Genomic DNA, 23,522 nt, shown 5'->3' with positions numbered 1-23,522 from the left:
CGACCTGGAGGTGATGCATGGATGCCGGAGATGCAAAACGGGGTTATTCGCCGCTGCTCAAGCTTTTTCATTGGCTGATTGCCGCTTTGGTTCTGGCGATCTGGCCGCTCGGCCTGATGATCGGTTTCGTCAAGGACGATGTGAAGCTTGATTTTTATCTCGTCCATGAATCGCTCGGCTTTCTTGTCCTTTGGCTGATGCTCTTGCGCGTTGGCGTTCGGCTGACAAGCAAGGCGCCTCTCATCGATGGACCGCCGATAGAGCGCATTGCGGCACATACCGTCCATGGCTTGCTCTATGTTTTTCTGATCGTGATGCCGGTCACTGGTTTCCTCGCCACCAACGCGCATGGTTTTCCCCTCGTCTGGTTCGGTCTGGCGGAGGTTTGGAGCCCTATCGGCAAAAGCCCGGACATCGCCTGGACACTTTCGGCGATTCACGAGTGGAGCGCATGGATCATTCTGGCCCTCGTCGCGTTGCATGTCGGAGCGGCCGTGATGCACCACGTCGTACGGCGCGACGATACGCTTTATCGAATCCTTTAGGGCCGCGATGCGCACAATCGAGATGACCGATGCGACCTGGGACCGGCTGATGAGGCTGCGCAATGGCCGCTCTATCGATGCCGATACCGACGATGCCGCCTTGTCTCTCTATGGCCCCATTGCATCTGCGCGAGGCCGCTTCGTGCTTGCGCAGGTCGGGCAATCTCTCGATGGACGGGTGGCGACACCGGAAGGCGACGCTCGGGATATTTCAGGCCCCGAGGGCCTTGCTCATCTGCATCGATGCCGAGCGCTGGTCGAGGCCGTCATCGTCGGTGTTGGCACCGTCAAGGCGGACGATCCCAGGCTTTCCGTCAGAAAGGCAGTTGGACCAGACCCGGTAAGGGTCGTGGTCGACTGCGACGCCGAGCTTTCCGGCGATGAAGGCTTGTTTCGAGACGGGGGTGCGCCGGTCATTCTCTTGCAGAGCCGCGAAGCGCCGCGCAAAAATTATCCGGAATCCGAGGTCATCCGCCTGCCCCGACATGATTGCGGCCTCGATCCGAGAGATATGCTGGACGCTCTTGAGGAGCGTGGACTATCCAGAATTCTGGTGGAGGGCGGTGCCCGCACGATCGCCCGATTTGTCGATTTCGGCTTACTGGACAGACTTCACGTGTCGATAGCGCCTCTTATCATCGGCTCCGGCCCACAGGGCATCTCGCTTTCGCCCATTGAAAGTCTGTCCTCGGCCTACCGGCCGAAAACCGATGTCTACATGCTTGGCGGGGATGTTTTGTTCGATTGCCGGTTCGATCCGCAAAAGCGCTCAATCAGGCAGAGCGATCAAGTCGAGATGGCCGACCACGCATGAGCTTCCGGGCTTGGCGATAGCGTCGATGCGATAGCTCAGCCACTCTTCGATTTCTGCGGTCGACAACCATCCTATCTCCGTAAGAGGCCGCACGAAGCCACGCAGAAAGGCCTCCTGCATTGGTGCATGCCCCTGCCCCATCAGCCACGGGCTTTCAGCAACTTCGACACGAAAGCCAGTTTCTCCGAACAGGCTGCGGAGCATTGCAGTCGCATCAGGTCCGAGGGCTGCGCCAAGCCCTTTGTCCGAGCGCTGATGCAGATTGAAATCCTCCACCACAGTCCGATCGAGCGGGTGCGGCTCGGACCACTGCATGTGTCCGTCATAGGTAAGGGCGGCATAGAGCCCGCACCGCACATCCCGCAGCCGCGCGACGAACCGTCTGCAGAAGCTCTCCGAGCAGAGATCGAAGAAGGCTGAGGCAGTCACGACAGCAACACCTTGGAGCGGCAGGCCGTCGATATCGTTGAGATCGTGTCGATGAAACTTCACACGCTGCTGGGCGCCGATCTGACGCTCGGCCTCGGCAAGCAGTTCGGGATCGTAGTCGAGAAGTCGCCAGTCGATATCCTCAGGCAAAGCTTCGTGAAGACTCCGCCAGGTGGACCCGGTGCCGCAGCCGATATCGAGAAGCGCAGGCGGGCCTTTGACGGCAGTGAGATGACGCGAAAGCTTCGAGATGAGCATTGGGCTGCGTGCCGCCTGGTCTATCGGTTCGCGCAGCCCCAGCCAGTCCTTGTCGAAACCGCTCATGCGATATCCGCCAGCCTTGAGGCTATAATCTGGGCCGTGTCGTGCCAGCGCGGCAGACGTGTACCGGCCTCGAGTGCCGCGGCGGCGCGGCGGCTGTGTTCGGCAGGGTCGGTCAGCAGGCGTCTGAGTGCGCCGGCGAACGCTTCGACATCATCGATAGGCACCAAAAAACCGGCTTCAGCAGGCACTACCTCCGGCACCGCGCCTGCGGCGCAGGCGACAATCGGAACACCTTGCGACAGCGCTTCCGCAAAGACCATGCCGAACCCTTCGTAACGGGATGCCAGCGCAAAGACATCCGCGGATGCCAGGGCCGCGCGCGTGTCGATGGATTCTCCCGTCAGCGTGATCCGATGCTGAAGGCCGTGCGCCCTCACCCTTGCTTCCAGCGCTTTCGCGGTCGCCGGGTCGAGATCGCGACTGCCGATGATCCGGGCGTTCCATTCGATATCCTGGATCAGCTTGAGCGCGTCCAGCAACACGTCGTGGCCCTTGCGGGGAATCAGCGTGCCGATAGAGAGAATCAGCGGCGGATTGCCATTAAGGGATGCGCGGGGTGCTGGCTCGGTGCCTGGGATTGCCACCGTTATGGCTTCGGATGGGACGGCGTAATGCGCGGAGAGTTCGCGCGCCGTCATCGGAGATGTCACGATCACCAGTCGCGCAGCCTGCAAGGCCCGCTTCTCCCGCTCCCTCAGATCGGCCTGTTCCGCCTGAGACAGTCCTGTTTCCAAAGCCAGCGGGTGATGGACAAGAGCAACGATCTTCAGCCTGTCAGCCTCTTCGACTGCCCAGTTATCCAGAACACCGAAGGCCAACCCGTCGATGACGACGAGACTGCCGTCATCGAGTGCCGAAAGCCGCGCTTCCGCCTCGGCGCGTATAGTCTGTGGAGGCGCCGGAAAGCCGTCACCGAGGCCAAGCGGCGTTACCGCCCACCCCAGGTTCCTGAGACCGTCGATCACCTTGCGGTCATAGGCATAACCGCCTGTGTTCAGCTCAAGCTTCCCAGGATAGGCAAAGGTGAGGCCGCGCTTCAAAGATCGGCCTCGTACCAGCCACGCGCGGCGTGGGATTCATGCAGCATCACCTTGATCCTGCAGATACGATCGCTTCCCGAGCCAAGCTTCTTTTCCTCAACGGCGCGAGCGAGCTCGTCGAAAATATGCTTTGCAACAACTTCGGTCGTCGTGACTTTGCCGGCAAAAACAGCCACCTCGTCCAGGTTCTTGTAGTTGAGCGGCTTTAAAACGCTGGATAGCACTGACGTGGCAAGACCGATATCGACGGCAAGACCGTCATCGTCCAAATCTTTCGTGAAAAAGGCAGCGTCGACGACGAATGTCGCACCGTGCATGCCTTGGGCGGGACCGAAGACAGGGCGCGGCAGACTGTGGGCGATCATAATGTGATCACGGACTTCAACGGCAAACATGCAATCTCCTTTGGTGCCTTCAATAACGGATGCGGTGGCACAATGTATCCGCGCGGGCGAGAATGTCGGGATAATCGGTCTCAAGATCGGCGAAAGGCGTCTCGCCGGAGATCAGTGCATCAAGGCCCGGATCGGCCAGCAGGTCGAGCGCTTTGGCCAGCCGGCGAGCAAAGTCCCAGCGGGCTCGCCGTGCGGGCGGGATGGAGCCCACCTGCGAACCGACGATCGACAGTCTGCGCGAGTGGAACGCCCCTCCCAGGGGAATGGGGACCGAACTGTCGCCGTACCAACTCGCCTCGACGATGCGTGCTTCCTGACCAGCGTGGGACAGCGCCGCGGCGAGCGCGTCGGCTGAAGCGGTAGCGTTGATCATGACGTCGAATTCGCCTTCGAGCGCGTCTGGTTGAGCGAAAGCAATGTCCAGGCTGGTCGCCAAGTCCTGCCGTTTTTTTTGCGTATCCACCAGGATTGTATCGGTTCCCGGGATGCGGGCGGCAATATAGGCAACGAGAGCACCGACGACGCCAGCGCCGAAAACGGCGACCCTGTCGCCCGGCAGGACGCCGGCGTCCCACACGATGTTCAGAGCCGTTTCCATATTCGCGGCGAGAACGGCGCGAGCCGGTGGAACGTCAGGTGGCAACGGCGTCACCATCTCTGCCGCTACCACGAAGACGTCCTGATGCGGATGCAGGCAAAAGACTGTCTTGCCGGTGAACTCGGCAGGCCCTGCCTCAACGATACCGACTGCGGAATAGCCGTATTTGACCGGAAAGGAGAAATTCCCGCCCATATTGGGGCCGCGCATCCGTTCGGCCTCGCTGTCGGGGACTTTTCCGGCGAAAACGAGCTTCTCGGTGCCACGGCTGATGCCGCTGAACAGCGTTCGTACGACGACCTCATTCGCCGAGGGCTTCGGTAGAAGTTCGGTGCGTAACTGGCACGAGCCTGCCGCGGGAAACCACAGCGCCAGTGCGGATATCCCGTCCCTGCTCCGTGCCTCTGTCGGTAAAGGTATTTCCAACACGTTTCTCCCGTTGCCATCAATCTAGGCGCAAGCCAAGGAATTGGAATGGCTGATGATTTCCAGTGCTCAAATATGGTCGTTGCGTGGGCCTGGCGCCCCCCGCGCCTGCGTCACCTTTTGCCACGAAATCCTGCGCACAACTCCGTGAACGAACTCGAAAAAGCCAAGTCGGCGCAATAAGTTCAGTGGCTGCAAGGGGGAATCGGAATGGTCGTCGAACCGGATAGATGGGGCACGTCGCGAATGCGACCCAGGTCGATGCTCCGCGGCACTGCGGCACGGACGTTGTTGGTTCTCTATCTCATTGCTCTCTCAGCGTTCCTTCTCGCCGGAATTTCCTTTCCGCTGGAGTTCGGTGTCGGCAGCGCTGCTGCAATATCGTTGGCATTCATCTATGCAGTGGTTTTAAAGGCCCTACCGGGCGATGTGCAGGGGGGCTTCGGATACGCCAATACGATCACGGCTTTGCGCACCGCGATGGTCTGCTTCGTCGGAGCTGTCGTTTTTATCGCTGATGCCTTTGGCGGCAGTGATCAGCTTGCATGGTTGCTGGTTCTCGTAGCTTCCGTCGCTGTCGCTCTCGATGGCATAGACGGCTATCTCGCGCGCAGATTTGCTGAGGAAACCGGGTTTGGCGCACGTTTCGATATGGAAATCGACGCGCTCCTCATCCTGATCCTATCCGCGGCCGCGCTTATCCTGCAAAAGGCCGGCTGGTGGGTGCTGCTGATCGGGTTGATGCGATACATGTTCGTTGCCGCGCAGCATTTTTTTCCAAAGCTGCGCCGCGAGTTGTTGCCTTCTTTCAGAAGGAAGCTGGTCTGCGTCATCCAGATGGGGGTTCTCTGCCTAATCCTCGCGCCATGGATAGACCAGCCGTTTTCGAGCTTGCTGGCGGGCTTCGCACTGGCTGCGTTGACGTATTCTTTTGCAATGGACGTGCGTTTTCTGATGCACCTCCCGGGCAAAAAGCGATGAACCATTCAGGCTCTGCCGATACCGCCTCGCCAGGCAGCGAATGCCAACACACCAAGTCCTGGCAATGCGCCGGCAAGCGAGATGACGCCGTAGAGCAGGCTCGCCGAGAGCCCCTGCCCGGCCGTAAAACCGAGGATGGGCCACAGCGCCGCCGCCGCCGCTTCTCGCGTGCCCCAGCCGCCGATCGCGGATGGCACGAGCATTGCCAGCAGGCACAGCGGCACCACCGTTACGGCGGCTACCCACGGCAAGGGCGCGCCGACAGCACCGGAAGCGATGAAAAACGTCGTGACATAGCTGGCAACGACCACCGCACTGAGGCCGATCTGCACAAAGGCGGCGCCATCTTGCCAGAAGACAACAGCAAAATCGGGTTTCAGCGCGGCGAAACGAGCCGGCAGCGAGCCGCGCCACAACCAGGCCAGCAGAAGCGCTGCAACGACCATGGCAGCCACGCCCATAGCGGCGCCGAAGCCTTCGGGCATTTGCGGAGAGAGCAGCAAGGGCCAGGCGAGCAGGCTGAGAGCGGTCAGCGCGAAAAAAGCGAATTGGCCGGACAGTCGCTCGAAAACGACTGCTTGCGCAGGCCGCTTCCATCCCCCTTCCGTTTCGGTCCGGCCGCGATAGGCGCGCAGCGCATCGCCCGCCATGCCGCCGGGCAGCGTCTGGTTGAGCAGGCTCGCAATATAATATTCGCGGATCGCCAGGGAGAGCGACATCGTCTGGCCAAGCCGCGCTGCGGTGAAACGCCAGCGAACCGCCGACAGCACGATCTGCGCTTGGACCAACCCGAGGCCAAGAACGACATGGCCGGCCGACACGCTTTGGAAGGCTTCGAACACCCCGGCCGGCTCGATGAAGAGCACCAGGCCGATCACCACAGCGATGGAAGCAACGGCGGTGACGATCCTAAGCCCAGGCAATATCGAAACTTTCAACTGAGAGTGTGCGTAAGCCGTAAGGCATGCCGTAGCAGAGTTCGATTCCGTGCCGTGAAACCATATGCCTGATAAGACCGCCCCAACAGCCTCTCGGCAGACATGGCTGGCACTTATCCTCTTCCTGATGCTCGGTCTTCTGGCACTGGCCCTGCCGGATCATCCCGATGCCATAACGCCCCGCGCCTTCCTCCGATTGCCGCTCGAGCTTCCACTGATCATCTTCGTCCTGCTTTTGATGCCGCAGCGGCTGGCCCCGGCGGCGGCGGCCGTTCTGACCGCTGCCTTTCTGCTGACCCTCATCCTCAAGATCGCCGATATCGCCACCCAGGCAGCTTTTCAAAGGCCATTCAATCCTTATCTCGACGCCAAAATGGCATCTGACGGGTGGAACGTTCTCTCCGGCAGCATGGGCGCCGTTCAGGCGGGACTGGCATTCGGCGGAGCTCTGTTCCTCGTCGCGATGGTGACGGCGGGGTTGTTCTGGTCGCTGCGCAGCCTCGCGTTGACACCACGACCTGCACGGCGAAAACTGCGGGTGTTGTTCGGACTGGTCGCTACAGCTGGTAGCGTCATCCTTATTGCAGGTTTTTCGTTTGCAGATCGGGTTAACGCGCGGTCGGTGAACTATTTGTCGACGCGGCTCGATCTCATTTCCCGATCCATAGCCGACATCCGGGCTTTCGAGGAAGAGCTTGTGAAAGAGACGGGGCCGGCAAACGGCCAGGGCTTGTTCGGCGCAGTCGCCGGCCGCGATGTCGTCCTGATCTTCATCGAATCTTATGGCAGAAGCGCGGTCGAGGACCCCCGCTATGCCAAGACCACCCTTCCGCGTCTTCACTCCATCGAGCAGCGTTTGTCGGAAACCAGGCTGCATGCGGCAAGCGGCTGGCTGGGAGCTCCAACCGTGGGCGGGTTGAGTTGGCTGGCGCATGGCACCTTCCTGTCCGGCCTATGGATCGAAAACCAGGCCCGCTACGATCTCCTGATGCGAAGCAAGCGGCCGAGCCTCAATCGCCTGTTCTCGGCGGCGGGCTGGGAAAGTATCGCCATTATGCCGGCCATCACCATGGCATGGCCAGAGGCGGCGTATTACGGCTATGACCGTGTTTTTGCCGCCGCGGATCTTGGCTATCGCGGACAGCCTTTCAATTGGATAACCATGCCGGATCAGTACACGCTCTCGACCTTCGAGCGCGTTGCGCGATCGCCAAGCCGCGCAGCAGGAAAACCCGTCATGGCCGAGATAGCCTTGATTTCCAGCCATGCGCCGTGGACCCCGGTTCCCCAGCTCGTCGGCTGGGAAGATGTCGGCGACGGCACGATCTTCAATGCGCAGGCGGTCGCCGGTGACCCGCCCGCCGTGGTATGGTCCGATCCGGAGCGGGTGCGCCAGCACTATATCGCGACGATCGATTACTCGTTGTCCGCTGTCGGCGACTATATCACCCGCTTCGGCGGTGATGCGCTGTTCATCGTTGTCGGCGATCACCAGCCCGCCTCGATCATCACCGGGCCGAATGCCTCCCGCGACGTCCCGATCCATATCATCAGCAGGGAGAGCGAACTGATCCAACGTTTTCAGACAAACGGCTTCAGCGGAGGACTGCTGCCTCTGCGCGAGACCCGGGCAAGGCCGATGTCGGATATGCACGCCCTGCTGATCGATTTGCTCGCCAAACAGTAGCGTTCGCGGTCAGGTTACGGGCGTGATGGAATCTCGGTCCGGTCAGGCCAATTGTGGTTTTCATCCTCGGTCGTCCGGGCTCGCCCTTTCACGCCCTGGCTGAACAGACCGAGAAGTTCGGTGACAATGGCAAATGGCGCCGGCGGGGAATAGTGATAGCCCTGCCCCAGCTTGCAACCCATGGCGAGCAGCCGCTCGACCTGATCCTCCGAATCTATGCCTTCGGCGACAATCTTCATGCCGAGCTTCTCAGCGATATCGATGAGGGCGTTGACGATCGCCTGGCTGCCGCGATCGTTGCGCAGTTTCTGAACGAAGCTTTTGTCGATCTTGATGAGATCGACGGGAAACTCCAAAAGATGGGTCAATGACGCATAGCCGGTTCCAAAGTCGTCCAAAGCGACGATGATGCCTTTCTTACGCAGGTTTTCGACATATGTGGCCACTGTATTGTCGCCGGTGCCGCCCATGAAGACGGCTTCGTTAACTTCGAGCACGATATGCTTGAGCGGAACGTTCTGCTTGCCGAAGGCTGCTGCGATGCGGGTATCGAGGTCGCCGCGATGAAAGTCGGCGGTGGTCACATTGACACCGACATGTTGGAACGGAATTCCACGGTCGAGCCAAACGCGTAAATCCGCCGCGATACTGTCCAGCATCACATCCGTCAGCATCTGGGCGACCCGCGGCTCCCCGAATGCCTCGTGAAAATCGGCGGCTGCCATGATGCTGCCGTCGGCATTTCGCACCCGTGCAAGCGCTTCGAGGCCGACGATCTCCGCGGTCTCGAGCTTGACCAACGGCTGATAGAACGGAAGCACGCGCCCGTCGCGAAGCGCCTCTTCGACAAGCGCTATCGTGCTCAGTCGTCGTGTGATGGCGGTACGCATGCCGGCTTCGAAACGGACAAACCCGCCACGGCGGGTTGCCTTGCCATGATAAAGCGCGAAATCGGCGTTCTGGGAAACCATCTCCGCACTGACCGGCGGCTGACTGCGCACGCCGCCGACAGTCACATAGCAGCTCAGCGTATGGCCCTGAAAATCGACCGGTCGGTTGACAGCCTCCAGGATGATTGACGCACATTTCGCCATGTCTTCGTCGTTGTCGCATTTCGGAGCGAGCACGCCGAATTCGTCGCCGCCAAGTCTGTACGGCGAAAGAGAAGGTCCCAGCTTTTTCAGCCGGTCGCCGACCGCGCAGATCAGCGCATCACCCGCCGTGTGGCTGAGGGTGTCATTGGTGCCCTTGAGGTTGTTCAAATCGAGCAGAAGAAGCGTGAAAGGCGCAGTCCCCAGGCATAGCTGCTCGAGGTCTTTGTGAAAGGCGGCCCGATTCTGGAGCTTGGTAAGCGGATCGACATAGCCAAGCGCCAGCAGCTGCTTGCGTGTCTGTGCGTATTCGATGGCGATGGCGCAAAGTTGCGTGCAGCATGCGACCAGTTCACGTTCATAGCCGGATGGACCGCGATTGTTTCGGAAGTAGAACGCGAATGTGCCGATCACAGCGCCGCTGCCGGCGCAAATCGGGCTGGACCAGCAGGCTTTCATCGGCAGAAGCGCTATCAAATGGGAATAGTTCGCCCATCGCCGGTCAGTGCTCAGGTCAAGCGTGACGATGTCCTTGCCAAGATAGGCTGCCGTGCCGCATGCACCGACATCGTTTCCGATCTCGGTCCCATTCAATGCCTGGGTGTATTCGACCGGGAGATGGGGTGCGGCGAGCGTCTGGAGCTGCCGATTGTCGTCCAAAGCCAGGATCGAGCATGCGACGTCATCGTCCGCCAGCCATTCGACCTGATGGCAGATAAGCTCGGCAATTGCCTCCAATGTGGACCCAGCACCGATCATCCGGATGACCGTATTTTGCAAGATCCACAAAATATTGCGTATGCGTTCGTTAGATACCGTGGTCGGCATTGGCGATACTCGTGGAACGGACACGCATGTTTTTCTCCGAAAAAATGGCTACGTATCCGAAAACATTACAGTAGCTTTCATGTATAAACCCCAGGTTGTGCGACCAGGATTACAGCGTGATCTGCATATGCCAAGTCCGCACCTTGCTTTGTCGCACTTTCTGCACACTCGGGTCCAGATCATAAAGCGCGCTAAGCTTGACAATTTGCAAGACAAAACTCGGATTTCAACTATGTAAATCCGATGCAGCCAACATGCATCAGCCTGACGACCACTTTCCGTCACCGGTGTAAGGAAGATACCGAAAGCTGCACGATTATCGCGAGGATTTCCATTGGATATCGACAAACTCTACGAGACCTATGACGCTGTCGGGCTGGCCGAACTGGTAAATAGCGGTCAGGTCAAGGCCGACGAACTTCTGGACGAAGCGCTCAGGCGCGTGGACGCGCTCAATTCCGACCTGAACGCGGTAACCATGCTGCGGGAAGAGGTCGCTCGAAAGTCCATAATCGATGGTCTGCCGCAAGGCCCGCTGACAGGCGTGCCCTTTTTGCTGAAGGATCTCGGCGCGGAGGCCGTCGATTTTCCGAGCAATAACGGCTCACGCTTATTTGCAGACACGCATTACGCCCGAGATTCAGCCATCTACGCCCGCCTGAAGGCAGCGGGTCTCGTCACCTTCGGACGCACCACATCACCCGAGGGCGGGGTCGGCCCGGTGACGGAATCTGCCGTATATGGCGGACCGACCCGCAATCCGTGGAACCTCGACCGCACGCCCGGCGGCTCGTCGGGCGGCGCCGGTGCAGCTGTTTCCGCCGGCATCGTGCCCGCAGCGCACGGGTCGGACGGTGGCGGATCGGTGCGTATTCCGGCCTCGAGCTGCGGCCTGTTCGGCTTCAAGGCGACGCGTGCGCGACTGCCGGACGGCCCTTATGTCGGCGAAGGCTGGGCCGGCATGGCCATCGACGGATTTCTGACCCGATCGGTGCGCGATACCGCTGTACTGCTCGACGCCACGCAAGGCGCCGATCTCGGCGCTCCCTATGTCGCACCACCCTTGCAGGCGAGCTTCCGACAGGCCCTCGACCGGAACGACAAGCGTTTGCGCATCGGTTTCGCGACAACGTCGCTGACCGGTGAGGCAATCGACCCGGAATGCCGCATTGCCGTCGAACACACGGCCCGGCTGCTGGAGAGTATGGGTCATGATCTCGTGGAAGCGCTTCCGCAGGCCGACACAGCGGGCATGATGGCCGCCTGGACCAAGATCGTCGCCTGCGGCACGGCCCTTTCTGTCGATGGCGCCATACGGAAGCGCGGTCGTCCGCTGGCTGCGGACGACATAGAAGGCATTGCGCGCGGCGCCGTCGCCTATGCGCGCACCATCAGCGGCAGCGACTATCTCGAAGCGATCAACAAGGTGCATGCCTATGGCCGTGAGATGGCGGCGTTCTTCGACGGCTACGATGTTCTCTTGACCGCGACGCTGGCAGAACCACCGGCAAAAATCGGCCGCTTCGACCACAAGCCCGAAGATTATGTCGACTACCGCATGGGACCGGGACGTGTCTTCGCCTACTCGCCTTTCACCGCTGCGTTCAACGCCTCGGGACAGCCCGCAGCCTCGCTGCCGCTGCATTGGACGCACGATGGGTTGCCGGTCGGTATCCATCTCGCCGCTGCTTTCGGCAACGACGAATTGCTGATGGGCCTATGCGCGCGGCTGGAAGAGGCACAACCCTGGTTCGACCGGCGGCCGCCGTTGCGTTACACCCCGCGCTCGTAGGTGATCTGGCCGCCGCAAATGGTGGCTGCAACCTTGAGCCTGTCGATTTCGTCGGGCACGGTGGCTTCGATGTCGCCCGACAGGATGACGAGGTCGGCCAATGCGCCGGGCTTGAGCACCCCCTTTCGATCCTCTGCGAACTCCGCATAGGCGCCGTCGACGGTGAAGCCGGCAATCGCATCCTCCAGGCTCTGGCGTTCGTCGGGAGCGCCATCGAAGATTGGCGGACGCGTCATGGCCGTCTTGATGCCGAGCAGCGGATCGAGCGGCGCGACCGGCCAGTCGCTGGCGAAGACCAGCCTTGCGCCTGTCCGGCGGATGGTCTGCCATGCGTAGCCAAGCTGCAGCCGTTCGCGGCCGATCATCGACAGGATCGGCTCGGCCGGATAGACGCCGCCCGGCGCATGGGTTGGCTGCACCGACGCCATGACGCCCAGTTCGGCAAAGCGCGGAAGGTCCGATGGCGCCAACACCTCGATATGCTCAATGCGGTGGCGGCTGTCGCGACGGCCGTTGGCCCGTTGCGCGGCCTCATAGCCGTTGAGCGTCCGGTTCACGGCCTGATCGCCGATCGCATGCACGGCAATCTGCAGGCCGAGCCGGTCCGTCTCTATGCAGATAGCGTCGAATGCGTCCTGCTCGAAAAAGGACCAGCCGCGCTCGCCGGGCGAGCCGATGAAATCGGCGAACATGTGAGCCGATTTGGATTCGATCACGCCATCCATGAAAATCTTGACGAAATCGGCCTTCAACCGGTCGGAATGCCAGCGCCGCCGCATCTCTACGGCGTTCTGAAGGTCTGCCAGCTTCAGCCCCGGCATCATGCGGAATGGCACACGGCCGCGCACGATGAGGTCGCCCGCCTGCTCGATCTCGCCCAAGAGTTCGAGCTGGTAGAAATTGCCATCCATATTGTGAAAGCTGGTGATGCCGAGCGAGGCGCAGTACTTCAGCCCCTGCTTGATGATCTCCTTGTCGATTGCGCGCTGCGCGGCCGTCGGCGGCGTCGCGGGCTCGGCGCCCAGCAGGCCGAGCATTTCACGACCGCCCGTCGGCGTCAGGGCTGTAATCGGCGCAAAGCCCTCGAATTCGACCAACTCGCCTGTCGCAAGGCCGTCTGCACCCATCACAACTTCGCTACCCGGAGGTGTGGCGTACCCATGCAGGATCCCTGCGGCCTTCAACGCCGCCGTGTTCGCCCACATGGTATGGTGATCGCTGGCAAAGAAGGCCAGCGGGCGGTCCGGCAGGATGCGGTCGAGGATGTGCCGGGTGATCGGCTGATTGTCGCCGAACATGAAATAGGCAGCCTGCTCGGCGATCAGCACTTCTGTCTCCGGCTCCTGCGCCGCCCGTTTGCGGACCGCCGCTGCAATGGCATCGAAGCCATTCAAGCCGGAAAGTGATAGACTGTCGAGCTGCGCGGCACCTGTGAAAAGATGCATGTGACTTTCGATAAAGCCGGGCAGAACGGATGCGCCGCTGGCGTCGATTCGACGGGTCTGCGGCGATGCATAAGCCGAAATATCGGCGCGGCTGCCTATGGCGAGGATGGTTTCCCCCCTGAGCGCGACGGCCTCCGCGCGCGGCCGGCTGGGGTCCATTGTGATGACGTATGCGTTTTCGATGACGAGGTCGGCTGTCTGCATAAGAAATTCCCCTTTAGGCTATATTCATAGCGAGCCGCCTTGCCGGAAGCCAAGCCGTCAAATACGCTATCCATAATGAGAATGCGGCTGGGGTCGCCGCAGACGAGCATATGGGTGCAGCGCATGCCGGAGCCTACCGGTGCAGACGATAAACGCATCGCAATCGAGGCAAGGGGCATCGTCAAAGCCTTTGGCCAAGGGCCAAGCGCTCTTCGGGCGCTCGACAACGTCTCGGTCTCCATCAGGGAAAATGAGTTCTTCACCCTGCTAGGGCCGTCCGGCTGCGGCAAGACCACGCTGCTGCGGCTGATTGCAGGCTTCGAATATCCCACGGAAGGTGCCATCCTGCTCCATGGCGATGACATCGCCGGCCTGCCGCCCTTCAAGCGGCCGATCAATACCGTGTTCCAGAGTTACGCCCTCTTCCCGCATCTGACGGTGTGGGAAAACGTCGCTTTCGGACTGCAGATGCTGGGCAAGTCCAAGGCAGACATCGAAGCGCGCGTCGCTGTTATGCTCAAGCTCGTGCATATGGAAGAACTGGCCCAACGCCGCACCGACCAGATTTCCGGCGGTCAGGCCCAGCGCGTCGCTCTTGCCCGCGCATTGGCGCCAAGCCCGAAAGTGCTGCTGCTCGACGAACCGCTCTCGGCGCTGGACTACAAGCTTCGCAAGGAGATGCAGATCGAACTGAAGCGTATGCAGAACGAGACCGGCATCACCTTTGTCTTCGTCACGCACGATCAGGAAGAAGCACTGACCATGTCCGACCGCATCGCGGTCATGTCCAGGGGCAAGGTGCTGCAGGTCGGCTCGCCCTGGGATATTTACGACAAGCCCGCGGACCGCTTCGTGGCCGATTTCATCGGCGAGACGAATTTCCTCAAGGCGTCAGTTGTCAGTATCGAAAATGGCGTGGCACGTGTGATGCTGGCATCGGGCACGGAGATCGTGGCAACCATAGCCGAAGGCTTCCAGCCCCGGGACAGCGTCACCGTGGTCGTCAGGCCGGAACATGCTCGCGCCGTGCAGCAGGGAGGGCAACTCTCCGGCAGCATCGAAAACGTCGTCTATTTCGGCACCGACACGCATATCCATATCAAGCTCGACAGCGGCGAACTCTTCACCGTGCGGCAGCAGAATTCCCGCACGCAGTCTTGCGGCTTCAAGGTCGGCGACCGCGCCGGCGTCGAGATCGCGCCCGACGCTGCGCAAGTTCTGCGGGACTGACCATGGCAACCGCTGCAGAGACCGCCAGGCAGGGAGAGACCGAAACGATCCGCCGCCGCTGGCTGTTGTCGGCGCCCGCGCTGGTCATCATCTTCGTTGCCGCCGTCGGTCCGCTTTTCGTTATGCTGGCCTATTCATTCATGGCCAGGGGCGATTACGGCGACGTTAAGTTCGGCCAGTTCTCGCTCGACGGCTGGTTTTCCGTCTTCTTTCAGCGCGACATCTTCGATGACACGGTTACGCTGGCCGACGCGCATCTGTCGATCCTCTGGCGCTCCCTGCGATTGTCCCTGATCACGACAGTGCTGACGCTGATCCTGGGCTTTCCAACTGCCTATTTTATCGCGACCCGTCCGCGCCACACCCGCGAAATCTGGGTATTTCTCGTCACAATACCTTTCTGGACCAACCTTCTGATCCGCACCTTCGCCATGCAGCAGGTAATCCGCAACGAAGGCGTCATCAACACGCTGTTGCGGGCCTTGGGCATCATCGACCAGCCCTTGCAGATCATGTATACCGACTGGGCGATCCTCTTCGGCATGGTCTATGTCTACCTGCCGCTGATGGTGCTGCCGCTTTACGCCAGCATGGAAAAGCTCGACTTCCGCCTGATCGAGGCCGGCTACGACCTTTATGCCGGCCGTCTGAGCGTTCTGTGGCGCATCGTCATTCCGCTGGTGAAGCCAGGCGTCATCGCAGGCTCGATCCTCGTCTTCATTCCCTCGCTCGGCGCCTATGTCATTCCGCGCGTGCTGGGCGGCGGCAAGAATTTGATGCTGGGCAATCTGATCGAAATGCAGTTTGGCTCGGGTCGAAATTGGCCCTTGGGTGCTGCGATCTCCATCACCCTGATGGTGCTGGTGATGGTCGCGCTGCTGTTTTACGTCCGCAACGCTTCCAAATCGGGAGCGCAGCATGGCTAAACGGCATTTCGACATCAAGGCGCAGCCTGGTTTTGCCTTTCTGGCCATGTTCACCTTTGCCGCGCTCTATCTGCCCATCGCGACGCTGGTCGCCTATGCGTTCAATGCCAGCGATTCCGTTTCCATCTGGGGCGGATTCTCTTTGAAATGGTTCGTAGAGGCCTGGAACAACTCAGCCGTGCAGGACGCGGCATGGCGCTCGCTGGTCGTTGCCTTCTTCGCCGCCGCCATTGCCACGACGGCTGCCACCATGGCCGCGATAGCGACGACGCGGACGGAACCCTACCGTGGCCTCAGCTTCAAATATGCCTTCATCAACCAGCCGCTGATGGTCCCCGAAATCGTCACGGCGGTGGCCTTGCTGATCGTGTTTTCACGCATCAAGGTTTGGACGGGCTATTCGGGGCTCGGATACCTCATCATCGCCCATACCGCTTTCTGCATCCCCTTCGCCTATCTGCCGATCCGCGCGCGGCTGGAAAGCATGGATCTGACCCTGGAACGGGCGGCTGCCGATCTGTACGCCACGCCGTGGATGGCGTTTCGCCGAGTGACGCTGCCGCTGCTCCGCCCCGGCATCATCGCGGGCTTCATGCTCGCCTTCGTCATTTCGCTGGACGATGTGGTCATCACCGAATTCGTCAAGTCGGGCGGCCAGGATACCTTGCCGACCTACATGCTGGGGCAAATCCGGCGCACCGTCACGCCTGAGGTCAATGCCATCGCTACGGCGTTCCTGGCTCTATCGGTGGTGCTGGTTACCGCATTCTTCTTCATCAATCGCCAAAAGACCTGAACCATAAAAACCAACGGAGACGGAACATGAATTGGAAGACTGGGGCTGCGACCGCGGCCATGGCCATTCTGGCTTTCACCGGCAGCGCCGCTGCCGAAGGCGAGCTCAACATCTTCAATTGGGGCGACTACACCAACCCGGAACTGATCAAGAAGTTCGAGGCCGCGCACAACGTCAAGGTGACGGTGACCGACTACGATTCCAACGACACCGCGCTTGCCAAGGTGCGCGCCGGCGGACACGGCTTCGACATCGTCGTACCGTCCGCCAACTATGTGCCGATCTGGGTGAAGGAGGGTCTGTTGCTAGAGGCGCGGCCTGACCAGATGGAAAACTTCAAGAATGTCGATGAGCGTTGGGTCAACGTTCATTGGGATGAAGGCCGGCACTACACCGTGCCGTGGCAGTGGGGCCTTTCGGGCATCGGGGTCAACACCAAGGTTTATGGCGGGGACATCAACACCTCCGCCATCTTCCTCGACCCGCCTGCCGAATTGGTCGGCAAGATCAATGTCGAGCCTGAGATGACCGACGTACTCTTTGCCACGATCAAATATTTCGGCGGCGATTGGTGCACGGAAGACAAGGAATTGCTGAAGAAAGTCCGCGACAAGCTGCTCGAGGCAAAGCCGAAATGGTTGGCCATGGACTACAGCGTGACCGAAAAGCTGCCGGCAGGCGATTACGCCGCCGTCTATTACTGGAACGGTGCCATCCTGCGCTCGCGCATCAAGAATCCCGATATCAAGTTCGGTTATCCCAAGGAAGGCTATCCGCTCTTCATGGACAGCGTGGCGATCCTCAAGGACGCCAAGAACCCCGAAAACGCCAAACTGTTCATGAACTTCATCATGGATCCGGAGAACGCCGCGCTCATCTCGGCCTTCGCCAAATATTCGAACGGAATCAAGGGCTCCGATGCATTCCTGCCCGCCGACATGAAGGACGCTCCGGAACTTACGGCTCCTGCGGAATTCGAGAAAGCCGGTGAGTTCCTGACCACCTGTTCGCCTGAGACCAGCGCGCTCTACACCCGCATCTGGACCGACATCAATAAGTAAAAACGAGAAGAGGCGGGGCTATCGTCCCGCCTCTTTCAACCCCACGATGCCAGGCCGCGTCTAGTTCAGGCGCTTCCCTGTGCTGCCATCGAACAGGTGTATCCGATCCGGATCGCCGCGAACGTGGATCGCGTCTCCAACAGAGATCGGTTCGTCGCGCGGAAACTCCACCGTCAGCATCCGGCTGTGCCCAACCTCGACATATCCGTAGGTCTGACTGCCAAGCCGCTCGGCTACCGCCAGTTCGCCGCTGAACCAGGCGTCCTCGGGCGCGCAGCGCTTCAGATCCTCCGGCCTGATGCCGAAGGTGATGCTGCCGCTACCCGGCACACCGGTGCCGGCCGGGAGCGAAATGGTTCTGCCGAGAATGTCGAGTTCAACCCCTCCACCGCTCACCTCCGCGGGCAAGGTGTTCATCGTCGGGCTGCCGATGAAGCGCGCGACGAACAGGCTGGCCGGCTTGTGGTAGAGATCGAGCGGCTTGCCGATCTGCTCCACGACGCCGCTGTTCATGACGACGATGCGATCGGCAAGTGTCATGGCCTCGACCTGATCGTGGGTGACATACACCGTCGTCGCCTTCATCCGGTTGTGTAACTTGGCGATTTCCAGGCGCATCTCGACACGCAGCGCTGCATCGAGGTTGGAAAGCGGCTCATCGAACAGGAAGGCCGCCGGCTCGCGCACAATGGCGCGCCCCATGGCGACGCGCTGCCTCTGCCCTCCCGAAAGCTGGGCCGGGCGGCGATCCAGGAAATCCCGAATTTTCAGAATGTCGGCGGCATGGGCCACGCGCTTTTCGATTTCACTTTCGCTGCCGCCCCGCATTTTCAGCCCGAACGACATGTTTTCGCGCACGCTCATATGCGGATAAAGCGCGTAGTCCTGAAACACCATCGCGACATTGCGATCGGCAGGCGCGAGCAGGTTGACGGTGCGGCCGTCTATATCGAGTGTCCCGCCCGAAATCTCCTCCAGGCCTGCAATCATGCGCAGGAGCGTTGACTTACCGCAGCCGGAGGGGCCGACCAGAACCAGGAATTCCCCGCTCTCAATCTGGATGTCGACGTCGTGGATCACCCGCGTCGCGCCATAAGATTTCTGGATTTGTTTCAACTCAATGCCGGCCAAGTTTTCCTCCAGAGCAACGCATTTCGCGCTTGACGACAATTATCGATATCAATATCGATAATGATAACTGCTTTGATAAGCAACCGTGCGAGCGATTTCGATGTCATATTTTTCCGGCCGGCCGGGCACCTCGAAGCCCGCCAAGGCAACGACAGCGTTCAACGCTCTCAAGCGTGACATCATGCTGGGCACGCTTGCGCCTGGCACCGGCCTTATCGAGCTTGAACTCGCCGCGCATTTCCAATGCAGCCAGGGTACGGTGCGCGAGGCTTTGCTGCAGCTGCAGGAAGAAGGCCTTGTCCGCCGCCAGGGGCATCGCGGAACGCAAGTGTCCGAATGCACCGAGGATGAAGCCGTCGAAATGTTCCGGCTGCGGCAGCAGATCGAGGCCAGCGGTATCGTCAGGGTCATGCGCGCACCGAGCCGGAGTCTCCTTGCCGACCTCAACACGTTGCTCGATGAGATGCTGGTCGCAGCCGAGGCCGACGACGAATTGCAGCTCGCAGCGTTCGACAGGGACTTTCACCGCCGCATCTTCGAGGATGCGCAGCTTCCCGCGCTCGACCCGATCCTGCATCGGTGCCTGGTCCACAACCACCGTTTCAAGATATCCCGCAGCCCGATGGCGCGCGATCTGAAGGCGACCGCCTTGCGTCATCGCGGCATTATCGACGCCATTTCCGAGCGCGACGCGGCAAAGGCCGCGGCCTCGATGTATCGCCACATCGCCACCATTGTCGACTTCGGTCCCGAAGTGTTTCCGGACTTGAATCAATGAACGCGCCCCACGAACTGGATGGAACGCTGTCTGCCGAAATGGCCGAGCTGATGGATCGCGTGGCGCTCGAGACCGGACCGCTTCCCGATCCCACCACCTTGCCGCCGGCTGTCGGCCGGGCGCAAACCGCTCAAGCCAATCTGCGCTGGAGCGTCAACCTCCCGCCGATGCAGCACGAGAGCGAGGTCTGGGTCGAGGCCGACGACGCTTTGGCGTCCGCCCGATGCCGGGTCAGGATTTTGGTGCCGCACAACGCATCCAACGGAGCGGTGCTGTTCGTTCATGGCGGTGGATTTGCCTTTTGCTCGCCCGAAACCCATGAGCGCTGTGCGCGGGTTCTGGCAATTCAAACCGGCTTGCCGGTGCTTCTGCCAGACTACCGGCTCGCCCCTGAGCAGCCCTTCCCCGCGGGCTTGAAGGATGTCGTCGCGGTTCTCAGGGCAGCGTTCGATGCGTCCGCCGCCGTCGGCGTAACCAAAGGTCCGCTACTTGTTTCCGGCGATTCTGCCGGCGCCAATCTGGCGCTTGCCGCCATGCTGCACGAACAGGCCGCGTCCAAAACCCTGCCGGACGGCGCGCTGCTGTTTTACGGCAACTATGCCCATGTCTTCGACAGTCCCTCCTACCGGCGCTTCGCGGACGGGCCGGGCCTGACGCTTGGCAAGATGCAGCGCTACTGGGCTTGGTATCTGGCCGATCAGACTGTAGCCGACGACCCCCTCGCCTGCCCGTTGGCTGCCTCTGACGAGCAGTTGGCGGGGCTCCCGCCGCTGTATCTGGCGGCGGCCGCCGTCGATCCGCTTTTGTCGGACACGCTGCGGCTGCACGCACGGCTTCAGGCGATCGGACGCAACGACGAGCTTTCCGTGGTGTCAGGCGTGACCCACGGCTTCCTGCAGAACACCAACGAGCTTGCGGCAGCCAGGGAGGTTCTTGCCGCCGCAGGCCTGGCAGCGAAACGCATTACGAAACGTCGATAAATCGATAATCAACGGAGGAGAAAACCATGAAATTCCTGAAGACGCTCGCTCTCGGAGCAGCGATGGCCACCAGCCTCGCCTTTTCGGCCCAGGCTGAAACCGTGCGGTTCTGGTATCATTTCGACAATCCGGCCAATCCAATGGCCGATCTGGTCAAGAAATTCGAAGCGGCCAATCCAGGCATCACCATCGAAGCCGAGAATGTGCCGTGGAACAGCTACTACGACAATCTCTACACCTCCGTCGTCGGCGGCAATGCGCCGGACGCTGCGATGGTGAAGCTGTTCGCCCAGCCCCGCCTCACGGAGATGGGCGCGCTGGAGCCGATCGGCGAGCGCATCGACGCCTGGCCGGGCAAGGCCGATCTTCTCGACAACCTGCTGGAACTGAACAAGGCATCCGACGGCCAGCAATACTACCTGCCCATTCAATATGTCGTGCTTTACCTCTACTACCGCGCCGACCTGTTCCAGAATGCCGGCCTGCAGCCTCCCAAGACCTGCGAGGAATTCCGAGACGCGGCCATCAAGCTGACCAAGGCGCCCGAGACCTACGGCTTCGGCCTGCGCGGCGGCAAGGGCGGCTGGGACCAGTGGGGCACATTCGTGTTCTCCCAAGGCGCTGAACTGAAGCCCGACGGCCTGACCTCGCCGGAAGCAGTTGCAGCCAATCAGTGGGTGATCGACCTGTTCCAGAAGGACAAGGTCATCCCGCCATCCGCACCGAACGATGGCTTCCAGGAGATCATCGCGGCCTTCAAATCCGGCAAGACGGCCATGACCATCCACCATATCGGTTCGTCCAAGGATCTGGTCGCAGCCCTTGGCGACAAGGTCTCGGCGGTACCGGTGCCGAAATGCGGCAACGGCCAGTGGACGTCTTATGGCGACGAGTCGCTCGCCGTCTTCTCATCGTCCTCGGTGAAGGACGCTGCCTGGAAGTGGATTTCCTTCCTGGCCGAAGGCGAGAACAACGTCTCGTTCAACAGTGCAACCGGGCAGATGACTGTCACCAAGAGCGGCGCGGCCGATTGGAAGCTGCATGAACGCCGCTTCGTCGATGCCACGGTCGAGTCCCTGCCCTTCGCCAAAGTGCTGCCGCAAAACTCGGCGACGTCCGAATTCGTCAACACCGCGTGGCAGACCAACATGCAGCAGGCGCTGACTGGCCAGATCACCTCGCAGCAGATGATGGAACAACTGCAGACGCTGTTCGCGCAGTAATCCACCAACAGGTCCCGGCATCGATTGCCGGGACCTCCCTTCCCTGACCGCAGGATGATGGACATGTCGATCGCACCTTCGTCGCACGCCCGCGCCCGGCTGTTCTCGGGCTTTCGCCAAGACCAGCTGCTGCCTTACTGGCTGCTCGCACCGGCCGTCGTGGTCACGGTGGTGATCGTCTTCCTGCCCATGGTCCAGGCCGTCATAACCAGCTTCTACGATCTCGTGCTGTTCAGGCCCAATGCCAGCCGGTTCGTCGGTTTCGGCAACTACATCAAGCTGTTCAACGATCCGGTTTTCTGGACGGCTTTGTGGAACACGGTGATCTGGATCGGGCTTACGGTTCCGCTCCAGATGGCGCTCGGCTTGACGGCCGCGCTCCTTCTCAACCGCGAATTCCCCTGGCGTGGGCTTGCTCGAGCCCTCATCATCATTCCCTGGGCCTTGCCCAGCGTCGTCATCGCCTTGATGTGGCGCTGGATCTACGATCCGAACACCGGCGTGCTCAACGATATTCTGATCTATCTCACCATCGTCCAGAGCGCAGTGCCCTGGCTGGCCGATCCGAACGTAGCACTTTATGCAATTATAGCGACGCTCACCTGGCAGGGGTTTCCCTTCTTCGCGGTGATGATCCTCGCCGGTCTCCAGGGCATCCCCAGGAGCCAATACGAGGCTGCGTCCATCGACGGGGCGTCGACCTGGCGCCAGTTCGTCCACATCACGCTTCCAGGCATCGCACCGATCCTGGCGACGGCCGGATTGCTGCGCGTCATCTGGGTGGCGAATTCCATGGATGTCATCTTCGTGATGACAGGCGGTGGGCCGGGCTACGCCACGCATACCCTGCCACTCTACGCCTTCGTCAAGGCGCGCCAGAATCTCGACTTCGGCTATGGCACCGCCATCGCGGTGACCTTCACGCTGCTTCTCGGCGCCTTCGTCGCCCTCTATCTGGCCCGCACCATGCGCGAGGTTGAAAGATGATCAAGCCGACCAAGCTTCGCCGCATCCTGACGACGGACATTCCCGTCCTGCTCATCGTCCTGTTTGCCATGGCGCCCTTCGCCTGGATGGTGCTGACATCGCTGACCCCGACCGCCACACTGAGCGCAAGCGGGGTGTCGCTCTCGCCCGCCGGCTGGAGCCTCGACAACTATATCCGGTTGATCGAGCAGACATCCTTCCTGCGCAACATGCTCGACAGCCTCATCATCGCCGGCGGCACCGTCGTGCTCGGCCTGCTGGTCGCGGTGACCGCCGCCTATGCCTTCTCGCGGTTTCGCTTCGCCGGCCGAAAGCCGTTGATGCTGCAATTCCTGCTGATCAACATGTTCCCGGTCGTGCTGCTGATCCTGCCGCTCTTCGTGCTGATGCGGAAGTTCAACATTCTCGACACGCATTTCGCCCTGATCCTGGCCAATGCGACAGTGGCGATCCCCTTCGCCATATGGATGCTGACGAGCTATATCGGCGCCATACCCAAGAGCCTGGATGAGGCCGCCATGACCGATGGCTGCTCGCGGCTTGCGGCCCTGTGGCGGGTGGTGCTGCCGCTCACCATGCCCGGCATCATCTCCACCGGCATCTACATCTTTATCACCGCCTGGAATGAGTATCTTTACGCCCTGACGCTGGGCGGGCGGAATGTACGTCCTGTCACGGTGGCCATCCAGACGCTGATCGGCGAGTACCAGATCGAATGGGGACTGCTGGCCGCCGGCGCGGTGGTGGGCGCGCTTCCGGCGACCGTTCTGTTCCTGCTTGTCCAACGCCGCTTGATCGGCGGCCTTACCCAAGGTGCGGTAAAAGGCTGAATTTCGACCAATCCGAGCCCGGCCAGTCGCGGCTCCCAAACGA

22 protein-coding genes are annotated in these 23,522 nt (G+C 60.9%); 14 read left to right on the top strand and 8 right to left on the bottom strand.

Translation table 11 applies throughout. From position 1 onward, the window contains the following. The first annotated feature begins 17 nt into the window (after positions 1-17). Positions 18-545 carry a cytochrome b gene (locus ICI42_RS11625; protein ID WP_188164736.1) on the top strand — a complete coding sequence of 176 codons (528 nt, stop codon included), beginning with the start codon at positions 18-20 and terminating at the stop codon, positions 543-545. Positions 546-552: 7 nt separating this feature from the next. Beyond that, positions 553-1,359, top strand: coding sequence for a RibD family protein (locus tag ICI42_RS11620; RefSeq protein WP_188164735.1), 807 nt, complete (start codon positions 553-555; stop codon positions 1,357-1,359). On the opposite strand, the gene ICI42_RS11615 is transcribed toward ICI42_RS11620, so the two are convergent. The 4 genes from ICI42_RS11615 to ICI42_RS11600 are packed head-to-tail and all read right to left on the bottom strand — an operon-like array spanning position 1,315 to position 4,574. Then, on the bottom strand, positions 1,315-2,112 hold the full coding sequence (locus tag ICI42_RS11615; RefSeq protein ID WP_188164734.1) for a class I SAM-dependent methyltransferase: 798 nt from the start codon (positions 2,110-2,112) through the stop codon (positions 1,315-1,317). The two genes, ICI42_RS11620 and ICI42_RS11615, sit on opposite strands and share 45 nt — an antisense overlap. After that, on the bottom strand, positions 2,109-3,152 hold the full coding sequence (locus tag ICI42_RS11610; protein ID WP_188164733.1) for a glycosyltransferase family 4 protein: 1,044 nt from the start codon (positions 3,150-3,152) through the stop codon (positions 2,109-2,111). Before ICI42_RS11610 ends, ICI42_RS11615 begins: the two co-directional genes overlap by 4 nt. Continuing rightward, entirely contained in the window at positions 3,149-3,547 is a 399-nt protein-coding gene (locus ICI42_RS11605) for a 6-pyruvoyl trahydropterin synthase family protein (protein ID WP_188164732.1), read from the bottom strand. The genes ICI42_RS11610 and ICI42_RS11605 overlap by 4 nt, the downstream gene beginning before the upstream one ends. A gap of 19 nt (positions 3,548-3,566) precedes the next feature. Continuing rightward, entirely contained in the window at positions 3,567-4,574 is a 1,008-nt protein-coding gene (locus ICI42_RS11600; protein WP_330999152.1) for a zinc-dependent alcohol dehydrogenase, read from the bottom strand. Positions 4,575-4,781: 207 nt separating this feature from the next. Between ICI42_RS11600 and ICI42_RS11595 the strand changes: the two genes are divergently transcribed. Continuing rightward, positions 4,782-5,552, top strand: coding sequence for a CDP-alcohol phosphatidyltransferase family protein (locus ICI42_RS11595; RefSeq protein WP_230980289.1), 771 nt, complete (start codon positions 4,782-4,784; stop codon positions 5,550-5,552). 5 nt (positions 5,553-5,557) lie between these two features. Here ICI42_RS11595 and ICI42_RS11590 read toward each other — a convergent pair whose 3' ends face one another. Then, a complete protein-coding gene (locus tag ICI42_RS11590; RefSeq protein ID WP_188164730.1) occupies positions 5,558-6,475 on the bottom strand; it encodes a lysylphosphatidylglycerol synthase transmembrane domain-containing protein in 918 nt (305 codons plus the stop codon). 79 nt (positions 6,476-6,554) lie between these two features. Here ICI42_RS11590 and ICI42_RS11585 point away from each other — a divergent pair, with 79 nt between their 5' ends. Further along, positions 6,555-8,177 (top strand): LTA synthase family protein, encoded by a 1,623-nt coding sequence (locus ICI42_RS11585; protein WP_188164729.1) that lies wholly within the window; start codon positions 6,555-6,557, stop codon positions 8,175-8,177. Positions 8,178-8,191: 14 nt separating this feature from the next. On the opposite strand, the gene ICI42_RS11580 is transcribed toward ICI42_RS11585, so the two are convergent. Continuing rightward, positions 8,192-10,096: a putative bifunctional diguanylate cyclase/phosphodiesterase gene (locus tag ICI42_RS11580; RefSeq protein ID WP_188164728.1), complete on the bottom strand. Its 1,905-nt coding sequence runs from the start codon at positions 10,094-10,096 to the stop codon at positions 8,192-8,194. A gap of 334 nt (positions 10,097-10,430) precedes the next feature. On the opposite strand from ICI42_RS11580, the gene ICI42_RS11575 reads away from it, so the two are divergent. Beyond that, positions 10,431-11,888, top strand: coding sequence for an amidase (locus ICI42_RS11575; RefSeq protein WP_188164727.1), 1,458 nt, complete (start codon positions 10,431-10,433; stop codon positions 11,886-11,888). On the opposite strand, the gene ICI42_RS11570 is transcribed toward ICI42_RS11575, so the two are convergent. Beyond that, positions 11,870-13,537, bottom strand: a complete 1,668-nt coding sequence (locus tag ICI42_RS11570) for an amidohydrolase (protein ID WP_188164726.1) — start codon at positions 13,535-13,537, stop codon at positions 11,870-11,872. The two genes, ICI42_RS11575 and ICI42_RS11570, sit on opposite strands and share 19 nt — an antisense overlap. Before the next feature lie 123 nt (positions 13,538-13,660). Here ICI42_RS11570 and ICI42_RS11565 point away from each other — a divergent pair, with 123 nt between their 5' ends. From ICI42_RS11565 to ICI42_RS11550, 4 genes are read left to right on the top strand one after another with little or no spacing between them, the layout of a single operon-like run. Continuing rightward, positions 13,661-14,767, top strand: a complete 1,107-nt coding sequence (locus ICI42_RS11565; RefSeq protein WP_188164725.1) for an ABC transporter ATP-binding protein — start codon at positions 13,661-13,663, stop codon at positions 14,765-14,767. A 2-nt stretch (positions 14,768-14,769) separates the two neighbouring features. Next, complete coding sequence (locus ICI42_RS11560) at positions 14,770-15,693, top strand: ABC transporter permease (protein ID WP_188164724.1); 924 nt, start codon at positions 14,770-14,772, stop codon at positions 15,691-15,693. After that, positions 15,686-16,489 (top strand): ABC transporter permease, encoded by an 804-nt coding sequence (locus ICI42_RS11555; protein WP_188164723.1) that lies wholly within the window; start codon positions 15,686-15,688, stop codon positions 16,487-16,489. The genes ICI42_RS11560 and ICI42_RS11555 overlap by 8 nt, the downstream gene beginning before the upstream one ends. A 26-nt stretch (positions 16,490-16,515) precedes the next feature. Beyond that, positions 16,516-17,550 carry an extracellular solute-binding protein gene (locus tag ICI42_RS11550; protein ID WP_188164722.1) on the top strand — a complete coding sequence of 345 codons (1,035 nt, stop codon included), beginning with the start codon at positions 16,516-16,518 and terminating at the stop codon, positions 17,548-17,550. Between the two features lie 60 nt (positions 17,551-17,610). Here the strand turns inward: ICI42_RS11550 and ICI42_RS11545 are convergent, their stop codons facing one another. Beyond that, positions 17,611-18,681: an ABC transporter ATP-binding protein gene (locus ICI42_RS11545; RefSeq protein ID WP_188164721.1), complete on the bottom strand. Its 1,071-nt coding sequence runs from the start codon at positions 18,679-18,681 to the stop codon at positions 17,611-17,613. Positions 18,682-18,781: 100 nt separating this feature from the next. On the opposite strand from ICI42_RS11545, the gene ICI42_RS11540 reads away from it, so the two are divergent. From ICI42_RS11540 to ICI42_RS11520, 5 genes are all read left to right on the top strand, one after another. Then, positions 18,782-19,459, top strand: a complete 678-nt coding sequence (locus tag ICI42_RS11540) for a GntR family transcriptional regulator (protein ID WP_188164720.1) — start codon at positions 18,782-18,784, stop codon at positions 19,457-19,459. Next, positions 19,456-20,439 carry an alpha/beta hydrolase gene (locus ICI42_RS11535; RefSeq protein ID WP_188164719.1) on the top strand — a complete coding sequence of 328 codons (984 nt, stop codon included), beginning with the start codon at positions 19,456-19,458 and terminating at the stop codon, positions 20,437-20,439. The genes ICI42_RS11540 and ICI42_RS11535 overlap by 4 nt, the downstream gene beginning before the upstream one ends. Before the next feature lie 26 nt (positions 20,440-20,465). Then, positions 20,466-21,662, top strand: a complete 1,197-nt coding sequence (locus tag ICI42_RS11530; protein ID WP_188164718.1) for an ABC transporter substrate-binding protein — start codon at positions 20,466-20,468, stop codon at positions 21,660-21,662. Positions 21,663-21,725: 63 nt separating this feature from the next. Next, positions 21,726-22,649, top strand: a complete 924-nt coding sequence (locus tag ICI42_RS11525) for a carbohydrate ABC transporter permease (protein ID WP_188164717.1) — start codon at positions 21,726-21,728, stop codon at positions 22,647-22,649. After that, positions 22,646-23,479, top strand: coding sequence for a carbohydrate ABC transporter permease (locus ICI42_RS11520; protein ID WP_188164716.1), 834 nt, complete (start codon positions 22,646-22,648; stop codon positions 23,477-23,479). Before ICI42_RS11525 ends, ICI42_RS11520 begins: the two co-directional genes overlap by 4 nt. Positions 23,480-23,522 lie beyond the last annotated feature (43 nt).

This window comes from Oryzicola mucosus, from assembly GCF_014534685.1.
GTDB lineage: Bacteria > Pseudomonadota > Alphaproteobacteria > Rhizobiales > Rhizobiaceae > Oryzicola > Oryzicola mucosus.
Note: the sequence above shows the minus strand (reverse complement) of the source record. Positions and strands in the feature narration are given on the sequence as shown.

Bases quoted from the DNA above. Each gene is read 5' to 3' on its own strand.
- ICI42_RS11625 (WP_188164736.1), top strand. From the start codon at position 18: ATGGATGCCGGAGATGCAAAACGGGGTTATTCGCCGCTGCTCAAGCTT.
- ICI42_RS11620 (WP_188164735.1), top strand. From the start codon at position 553: ATGCGCACAATCGAGATGACCGATGCGACCTGGGACCGGCTGATGAGG.
- ICI42_RS11615 (WP_188164734.1), bottom strand. From the start codon at position 2,112: ATGAGCGGTTTCGACAAGGACTGGCTGGGGCTGCGCGAACCGATAGAC.
- ICI42_RS11605 (WP_188164732.1), bottom strand. From the start codon at position 3,547: ATGTTTGCCGTTGAAGTCCGTGATCACATTATGATCGCCCACAGTCTG.
- ICI42_RS11595 (WP_230980289.1), top strand. From the start codon at position 4,782: ATGGTCGTCGAACCGGATAGATGGGGCACGTCGCGAATGCGACCCAGG.
- ICI42_RS11585 (WP_188164729.1), top strand. From the start codon at position 6,555: ATGCCTGATAAGACCGCCCCAACAGCCTCTCGGCAGACATGGCTGGCA.
- ICI42_RS11580 (WP_188164728.1), bottom strand. From the start codon at position 10,096: ATGCCGACCACGGTATCTAACGAACGCATACGCAATATTTTGTGGATC.
- ICI42_RS11570 (WP_188164726.1), bottom strand. From the start codon at position 13,537: ATGCAGACAGCCGACCTCGTCATCGAAAACGCATACGTCATCACAATG.
- ICI42_RS11565 (WP_188164725.1), top strand. From the start codon at position 13,661: ATGCCGGAGCCTACCGGTGCAGACGATAAACGCATCGCAATCGAGGCA.
- ICI42_RS11560 (WP_188164724.1), top strand. From the start codon at position 14,770: ATGGCAACCGCTGCAGAGACCGCCAGGCAGGGAGAGACCGAAACGATC.
- ICI42_RS11555 (WP_188164723.1), top strand. From the start codon at position 15,686: ATGGCTAAACGGCATTTCGACATCAAGGCGCAGCCTGGTTTTGCCTTT.
- ICI42_RS11550 (WP_188164722.1), top strand. From the start codon at position 16,516: ATGAATTGGAAGACTGGGGCTGCGACCGCGGCCATGGCCATTCTGGCT.
- ICI42_RS11540 (WP_188164720.1), top strand. From the start codon at position 18,782: ATGTCATATTTTTCCGGCCGGCCGGGCACCTCGAAGCCCGCCAAGGCA.
- ICI42_RS11535 (WP_188164719.1), top strand. From the start codon at position 19,456: ATGAACGCGCCCCACGAACTGGATGGAACGCTGTCTGCCGAAATGGCC.
- ICI42_RS11530 (WP_188164718.1), top strand. From the start codon at position 20,466: ATGAAATTCCTGAAGACGCTCGCTCTCGGAGCAGCGATGGCCACCAGC.
- ICI42_RS11525 (WP_188164717.1), top strand. From the start codon at position 21,726: ATGTCGATCGCACCTTCGTCGCACGCCCGCGCCCGGCTGTTCTCGGGC.
- ICI42_RS11520 (WP_188164716.1), top strand. From the start codon at position 22,646: ATGATCAAGCCGACCAAGCTTCGCCGCATCCTGACGACGGACATTCCC.